Origin of the sequence: Gordonia sp. BP-119, assembly GCF_016924115.1 — a bacterium.
In the GTDB taxonomy this organism is placed as follows: domain Bacteria; phylum Actinomycetota; class Actinomycetes; order Mycobacteriales; family Mycobacteriaceae; genus Gordonia; species Gordonia hongkongensis.
Genome location: NZ_JAFFZF010000079.1, coordinates 1 through 6,739 on the forward strand (window position 1 = coordinate 1; position 6,739 = coordinate 6,739).

The 6,739-nt window shown below is 65.6% G+C and carries 7 protein-coding genes; 6 read left to right on the forward strand and 1 reads right to left on the reverse strand.

Going from position 1 to position 6,739, the window contains the following annotated elements:
* The first annotated feature begins 208 nt into the window (after positions 1–208).
* Both JW364_RS23725 and JW364_RS23730 read left to right on the forward strand, forming a co-directional pair.
* Complete coding sequence (locus JW364_RS23725; RefSeq protein WP_205334382.1) at positions 209–523, forward strand: helix-turn-helix transcriptional regulator; 315 nt, start codon at positions 209–211, stop codon at positions 521–523.
* Positions 520–924, forward strand: a complete 405-nt coding sequence (locus JW364_RS23730; RefSeq protein ID WP_058250505.1) for a VOC family protein — start codon at positions 520–522, stop codon at positions 922–924. The genes JW364_RS23725 and JW364_RS23730 overlap by 4 nt, the downstream gene beginning before the upstream one ends.
* Here the strand turns inward: JW364_RS23730 and JW364_RS23735 are convergent, their stop codons facing one another.
* Entirely contained in the window at positions 925–2,106 is a 1,182-nt protein-coding gene (locus tag JW364_RS23735) for a DUF2235 domain-containing protein (RefSeq protein WP_205334381.1), read from the reverse strand. It lies immediately after the preceding gene.
* A gap of 103 nt (positions 2,107–2,209) precedes the next feature.
* Between JW364_RS23735 and JW364_RS23740 the strand changes: the two genes are divergently transcribed.
* The 4 genes from JW364_RS23740 to fadD5 all read left to right on the forward strand — a co-directional run bounded on the left by JW364_RS23740 (position 2,210) and on the right by fadD5 (position 6,524).
* Positions 2,210–2,716: a M15 family metallopeptidase gene (locus tag JW364_RS23740; protein ID WP_205334380.1), complete on the forward strand. Its 507-nt coding sequence runs from the start codon at positions 2,210–2,212 to the stop codon at positions 2,714–2,716.
* Positions 2,717–3,114: 398 nt separating this feature from the next.
* On the forward strand, positions 3,115–3,492 hold the full coding sequence (locus tag JW364_RS23745; protein WP_205334379.1) for a YciI family protein: 378 nt from the start codon (positions 3,115–3,117) through the stop codon (positions 3,490–3,492).
* The gene (locus JW364_RS23750) at positions 3,489–4,724 is read left to right on the forward strand and encodes an RNA polymerase sigma factor (protein WP_205334378.1); all 1,236 of its coding nucleotides are present in this window, start codon (positions 3,489–3,491) and stop codon (positions 4,722–4,724) included. The genes JW364_RS23745 and JW364_RS23750 overlap by 4 nt, the downstream gene beginning before the upstream one ends.
* Positions 4,725–4,913: 189 nt before the next feature.
* Positions 4,914–6,524 carry a fatty-acid--CoA ligase FadD5 gene (gene fadD5, locus JW364_RS23755; RefSeq protein WP_205334377.1) on the forward strand — a complete coding sequence of 537 codons (1,611 nt, stop codon included), beginning with the start codon at positions 4,914–4,916 and terminating at the stop codon, positions 6,522–6,524.
* Positions 6,525–6,739: the final 215 nt, after the last annotated feature.

Below are 6,739 nucleotides of genomic sequence, written 5' to 3' on the forward strand. Positions count from 1 at the left end.
CCCGCGCCCGGCACGACCCCGGCCCGCTCGAACCCACCCACACACCCATCCCGACAGGCCACCGGCCGCCGGGCCACACCCCCACGCCCACACCCATCACAGGACCCCATTGACACAAACCCTCATAGGCTGCTCAGGGAGCGGCGTTGGCCGCGGCCTTCGCAACTCGGACTAGGAAGCAAGCGGTGGGGGCGGCGGTACCATTGACATGCAAGTAGCGACTTGCCTATCGTCAGGTGTGGCCGACGTGTTCCATGCACTCGATGACTCGACGAGGCGAGCAATCCTCGACGACCTGGTCGAACGGGACGGCCAGACGTTGTTCGAGATCTGCGGTCGTCTCACGTCTCGGCGTGGGCTAAACCTGAGCCGACAGGCGATCTCCCAGCACCTCGGCGTGCTGGAGACGGCCGGACTCGTCCACACCGAGAAGCGCGGACGCTCCAAATTCCACTACTTCGACCCCGCACCGCTCGGCGAGATCGCCGAGCGGTGGCCCGCCCCTCGAAAGGACCTCCCATGAGAATGACACTGATGTCCGTCTTCGTCGACGACCAGCGCAAGGCACACGAGTTCTACACCGAGATACTCGGATTCACGACCCGCCATGACATTCCGATGGGCGAGAACACGTGGTGGTTGACGGTGGTCTCCCCGCACGATCCCGAGGGGATGGAACTTCTTCTCGAACCGTCTGGCCACCCCGCAGTCAAGCCCTACCGGGACGCGCTCATCGAAGACGGAATCCCGTTGGCGCAGTTCGCCGTCGACGATGTGCAGGCCGAGTACGAGCGGCTACGGGGCCTCGGCGTGGAGTTCACCCAGGAACCGACCGATATCGGACCTGCGGTCGTAGCGGTCTTCGACGACACGTGCGGCAATCTGATCCAGATCGCTGCAACGAAAGACGTTGCCCCGCAGTGACTATTGCTGTGGAAGTAGCGACTCAGACGCGGGGGATGCCGGTTGTCGGGTAGTCACCGGCGCCTCGAGCGGAGGAATGTCGACCGCGCGGACCGATAGGTCCTTGATCAGCTCTTCCCACGCGCCGATGTTCGTCGCCCTCTTCTTGCGTGACCCGATGTCGTCAGTCCACCGAGTGAGCGCGGGCGCGGCTATGTACAGCGGCCTTGCTGGATCATTCTTGTTCGCCTCGAGCAATCGCGACTGACCCTTGTGACGCACGGTTTCTCCGCGCATCCGCAGCGGGCCGAACGCGAGCTTGAAGATGTTGACGATGCGGTACGCAGCGTTCATCGACTTGTTGGTCGCGTACTTCTCGTTCGACGGGTCGATGGGGAAGCTGATAGGCGTGAATCGCTTGTAGCAGAACTGCAGGCCCGCAAGTTCCGCCTCGCGCACCATCCAGGACAGACTCAATTCCGACGGTTCGGTGACCGCCAGACCACCGCCGATGTCGGAGTGGACCCCCTCGAACCACACCTGTTTGACGTCGATCTCGCCCTCATCTGCCTTGTCGACTTCCCAGACACAGGGATCGAATGTCAGCCGACGTTCGTCGATGGCGAGCGCCTGCCTGGCCACTGCGACGTTCTTGCCGAGCTTCACGTCGTGGAACTTGTGCTTGACGCGGGTGATGCCGGGAACGCCGAGCGCACCGACGGTGTCGAAGACCCCGATGAACTTGACCGGCACCGGGGCGCCTGGGGTCTTCGCCGGACGATCCTCCCCCTTCATCCGGTAGTACCGCAGGACTGTTTCAAACAGGTTCTCGGTTGGGTGCTGCGCGAGTTCGAGCGGGGTGACAAGGCCGATGTGCCAGATCATGCCCCCGAGACTCCGTGCAGTGTATGCGCCGCGACTGAACCCGAAGACGAAGATCTCATCGCCGGGCTCGTAGTTCAGAGCGAGGAATCGGTAGGCATCGATCAGGTTGGCATCGAGGCCGCGACCGAACGCCCCGCCGATGACGCGGTCAGACCAGCCCGACCCGGTTCCCACGCCGTTGACGTAATGGACCAGCTGCACAGCGCCGTCGTCGGCATCGGTGGTGACGGCTCGGGCGATCTTCTCGACATTCGAAATTCGTGGGTCTTTCGACGACTTCCACGTGCCGTCGCAACAGACCACCAGACGCTTCTTCATTTTTCCGACCCTCCACAGGCTCGCACGCGGCCCACCCGCAGTAAACGGTAATAGCTCCGACGGTTCGATGCGATAGGCGTCGGTCGTACGGTTTACTGCGGTCATGAGGTTCATCGACATCGCGGCCCGGCGAATCACGGTCATCTGTACCGCCCTACTCGGGGCCCTGCTGCTATCCGGACTCGGCGGCGTACCGGCGAATGCCGCGCCGCCCACCGCCGGCCTCGATCCAGCGCTGGCGGTGGCGTACCAGCAGGCGTCGAACAGCGCACGGGCACAGGGGGTCTCGCTGTGGATTACGTCCGGTAAGCGGACAGACGCGGAGCAGCGTCAGATGTGGCGCGATGCGATCGCGACCTACGGCAGCCCGGAAGCCGCTCGACGGTGGGTCCTGCCGGCGGAGGAGTCGCCACATGTGAGCGGCCACGCCATCGACGTCGGCCCCCGGGAAGGCGCCGCTTGGCTCGAACGAACCGGTTACCGCTGGGGCCTGTGCCGAACCTTCGCCAACGAGTGGTGGCACTTCGAGCTCGCGACGGTACCCGGTCTCCGATGCCCTGCGATGTGGCCCGATGCCGCGGCCCGCGCTGACCGGCTTGGCCGTTCGTGATGGCCCTGTTCGATGACCCTTCGTGACGGCCCTCCGCAAGCTCCGGGCGTCCTCAGGGAGCGGGGGGACACGGCCCTCCGCAAGCTCCGGGCCTCCTCAGTATCTGCGGCCTGGCGGCCATCGTGACCAATAAAAAACACTCGTGAACGTCCCAAAGGAATGCTCCCTGAGGTGCGAGCGAAGCGAGCCACGAAGGGTGTGGCAACTTGTCTCGCCGGGCCCTTCGTGGCTCGTCGCTTGCGCTCCTCGCACCTCAGGGAGCAGGAGTTATGCGCTTCCTTCGGATTAGGGCAGCGGTAATCGAAGAACGATGTGCCGAATGTGTCGAATGGCGTCCGGCACGCTCGTCATCACTGCACACGGACCGACGAGCGGCCCGCTGAACGAGAGGCCAGATCATGCATTACTCGCTGCTGCTGCACTACCCGGAGATGGACGCGTCGACCCTCGGTGAGGAAGCCATCGCTCAGGGCCAGGCCGCCTTCGCCGCCTACACGACGGCCCTCCAGGACGCCGGCGTGCTCGTGAGTGCCGAAGTCCTACAGCACTCGGACGTCACGACGACGCTGCGTAAGGTCGACGGTCGGCTCGTCGTTCAGGACGGCCCCTTCGCCGACACCAAGGAACAGCTCGGCGGAACCGTCGTCATCGATGTCGACGATCTCGACGCCGCAATCGAGTGGGCGCGTCAGGCACCGCCGATCGAGTGGGGTGTCGTGGAGGTCAGGCCCGGCGCGACCTACACCGTCGATGGTGCGTGGACACCTAACGCATGACCCGACGAGAAGCGCACACCGCCGCCGAACATGCTGCCCGCGAGTCGTATTCGCGGCTGGTGGCGCTTCTCGCCGCCGCGTCGGGGGATCTCGCTCTCGCGGAGGATGCCCTGGCAACCGCCTTCGAACGTGCGCTCACCTCGTGGCCGTCAGATGGGGTGCCCGCGAACCCGGAAGGCTGGCTGCTCACGGCCGCACGCAATCAGCTGCGCGACGTCTGGAAGTCGGCGGCGCACCGTACGTCGAAGATCCTCGACGACACCATCTCTCCCGGAGCAACCACCGTGACCCCCTTCGACGATGTGGACCCCGACGCCATTCCCGACAAGCGGCTCGAGTTGCTGTTCACTTGCGCCCATCCGGCCATCGACGCCGCCACCCGCACGCCGCTCATGTTGCAGTCGGCGCTCGGCTTCGAGGCCGCCGACATCGCCATCGCCTTCGCGGTCGCCCCGGCAACGATGTCGCAGCGCCTCGTGCGAGCCAAGCGCCGGATCCGCGACGCCCGGATACCGTTCGTCGTTCCCGACCGCGCGGCGATGCCGGAGCGACTTCCCGCTGTGCTGGAAGCGGTCTATGGGTGTTTCGCGATCGCGTGGAACGACGCCGACGGGACCGATCCCGACACCGTCGAATCGATGGCGGGGGAGTCGCTGCACCTGGCCGTCACGCTCGCCGCGCTGCTCGACGATCCTGAGGCGTGGGGTCTCGCTGCGCTGATCGCGCTGTCGTTGTCGCGGGCGCCGGCACGGACCGGCCCGTTCATCCCGCTCGAGGAGCAGGATCCGGCCACCTGGGATGTCGCGCTCATCCGGGACGGGGAAGCGATGCTTCGACGCGCATGGGCGTTCGGCCGGCCGCACGGGCGGTTCCAGCTCGAGGCCGCGATGCAGTCCGTCCATGCCGACCGCGCACGCACCGGTGTCGTCGACTGGGCCGCTTTACAGTCGCTGTCGTCCGCGCTCATGGCCGTGGCGCCGACGCTTGGTGCGCGGATCGCCCACGCTGCGATCGTCGGGCGGGCGAGTTCTCCCGCAGATGGACTATCCCTGCTTGACGAGTTAGGTGGTGACGCCGCGGGTTTCGGCCCGTTCCACGCGGCGAAGGCAGATCTGCTGGTTCGGGTCGGGCACTCCGACGTGGCGCGTGAGCACTTCGAGCGGGCCGCCGAGCTCACCGGCGACGAGCGAGCGCGAAAGTATCTGCGACGACGTGGGCGCGAGGTTGAGTAGGCATCGTCGCGAGCCCGACGGAAAACGGCGCACGGTCGAGGGTGGCGTCGGCCGGGTGTAACCAAACGGCGGGAATGCCTGATTCTGGCAACACCGACGACCTAATGTGTGACTCGGGACACAACAGTGCCGGACCCTCACCGAGGGCTTCACAACGGGTCGAGCCTCGCTCGACGAATGGAGGCAGTCATGACTGCAAGTGCCGAGGTCACGAATGATCTGACCACCGAGCCGTACCGCTCGCGCCGCAATCACTGGAACAACCAGGTCCGCCGGCACGCCATGATGACCCCGGACAACACGGCGATCACCTACCTCGACAAGAACACGACCTGGAAGGAACTCGACGACCGGTCGCGCGCCTTCGGAGCCGCACTCCATCGGCGGGGTGTCCAGTTCGGTGATCGGGTTCTGATGGCCCTGCTCAACCGCACCGAGTACATCGAGGCGATTCTCGGGGCCACTCTCATCGGCGCCATCCCGGTACCGGTCAACATCCGCATGAGCCCCGCCGAGGTTGCCTATCTCGTCACCGACAGCGGTGCGAAGGTCGTCGTCACCGAGACCCTCCTCGCTCCGATCGCGGACGCGGTCGCCGGGTCGACCGGTCAGATCGAGACCATCATCGTCGTCGACGGCAGCGACAACGCCGACCATCTCGACTTCGAGACCCTGCTGGCCGAGGGAGCGTCGGACCTGCCGGAGGTCGACGTGCCCGAGGACACCGTCGCCGCCATCATGTACACCTCGGGCACCACCGGAAAGCCCAAGGGCGCCATGCTCACCCATCAGAACATCCAGGCGCAGGCGGTGACGACGATCGCCACGGCCGGGGCACAGTCCGGTTTCGATGACGTCGCCTCGATCGTGCCGCCGCTGTTCCACATCGCGGGGATCGGCGGCTTCGCACCGATCTTCTACCGCGGGATCCGCGCGGTGCTCCACCCGCTCGGGGCTTTCGATCCCGACACCATGCTCGACACGCTGGAGCGCGAAGGCGTCACGTCGGTCTTCATGGTCCCGGCTCAGTGGCAGGCCGTGTGTGCGGCGCAGAAAGCGCGTCCCCGGAAGCTCAAGCTGCGCACGATGAGTTGGGGCGCGGCCCCGGCGTCGGACACCGTGCTGAACGCGATGAACGAATCCTTCCCGGAGGCCGCCAACATGACCGCGTTCGGTCAGACCGAGATGTCGCCGGTGACGACGATCCTCGAGGGCAAGGACGCACTGCGCAAGCTCGGCTCCATCGGCAAGGTTGTCCCGGCGGTCACCGCGCGCATCGTCGATCCGCTCATGAACGACGTGAAGCCCGGTGAGGTCGGCGAGATCGTGTATCGCGGGCCCAACATGATGATCGGCTACTGGAACAAGCCCGAGGCAACCGCAGAAGCGTTCCGCGGCGGCTGGTTTCACTCAGGTGACCTCGTGCGTCAGGACGAGGAGGGTTTTCTGTACGTCGTCGACCGGGCCAAGGACATGATCATCTCGGGCGGAGAGAACATCTACTGCGCCGAAGTCGAGAACGTCCTGTTCAGCCATCCGAGCATCACCGAGGCCGCGATCATCGGTCGCGCAGATGAGAAGTGGGGCGAGGTGCCGGTCGCCGTGGTCGTGCTCGCCGAAGGCGTCGAGGACCTCACCCTCGCCGATCTCGAGCCGCACCTCAACGAGAACCTCGCGCGGTTCAAGCACCCCAAGGACCTGGTGATCATCGACGAACTCCCACGCAACGCCGGGGGGAAGGTCGTCAAGCCACGGCTCCGAGATGCCTACGGCAGCAAGGACGCCGGCCTGTCGAACTGATCACCCCCGCTCCCTGAGGTGAGCGTCCGATTTCTATGCTCCCTGAGGTGAGCGTCCGATTTCTATGCTCCCTGAGGTGCGAGCGAAGCGAGCCACGAAGACATCCCAGGGGTGCAAGGTGTCAAGCGGCGAGGTTGGCGCGGTGGTTCCAGGCGGTGTGTTCGTTGTAGAGGGTGCGGTGTTTGAGGCAGCCGTGGAGGATGCCGATGAGCCGG

Excerpts from the sequence above, each read along its gene's own strand:
- JW364_RS23725 (WP_205334382.1), top strand. The coding sequence starts at position 209 with ATGCAAGTAGCGACTTGCCTATCGTCAGGTGTGGCCGACGTGTTCCAT.
- JW364_RS23730 (WP_058250505.1), top strand. The coding sequence starts at position 520 with ATGAGAATGACACTGATGTCCGTCTTCGTCGACGACCAGCGCAAGGCA.
- JW364_RS23735 (WP_205334381.1), bottom strand. The coding sequence starts at position 2,106 with ATGAAGAAGCGTCTGGTGGTCTGTTGCGACGGCACGTGGAAGTCGTCG.
- JW364_RS23740 (WP_205334380.1), top strand. The coding sequence starts at position 2,210 with ATGAGGTTCATCGACATCGCGGCCCGGCGAATCACGGTCATCTGTACC.
- JW364_RS23745 (WP_205334379.1), top strand. The coding sequence starts at position 3,115 with ATGCATTACTCGCTGCTGCTGCACTACCCGGAGATGGACGCGTCGACC.
- JW364_RS23750 (WP_205334378.1), top strand. The coding sequence starts at position 3,489 with ATGACCCGACGAGAAGCGCACACCGCCGCCGAACATGCTGCCCGCGAG.
- fadD5 (WP_205334377.1), top strand. The coding sequence starts at position 4,914 with ATGACTGCAAGTGCCGAGGTCACGAATGATCTGACCACCGAGCCGTAC.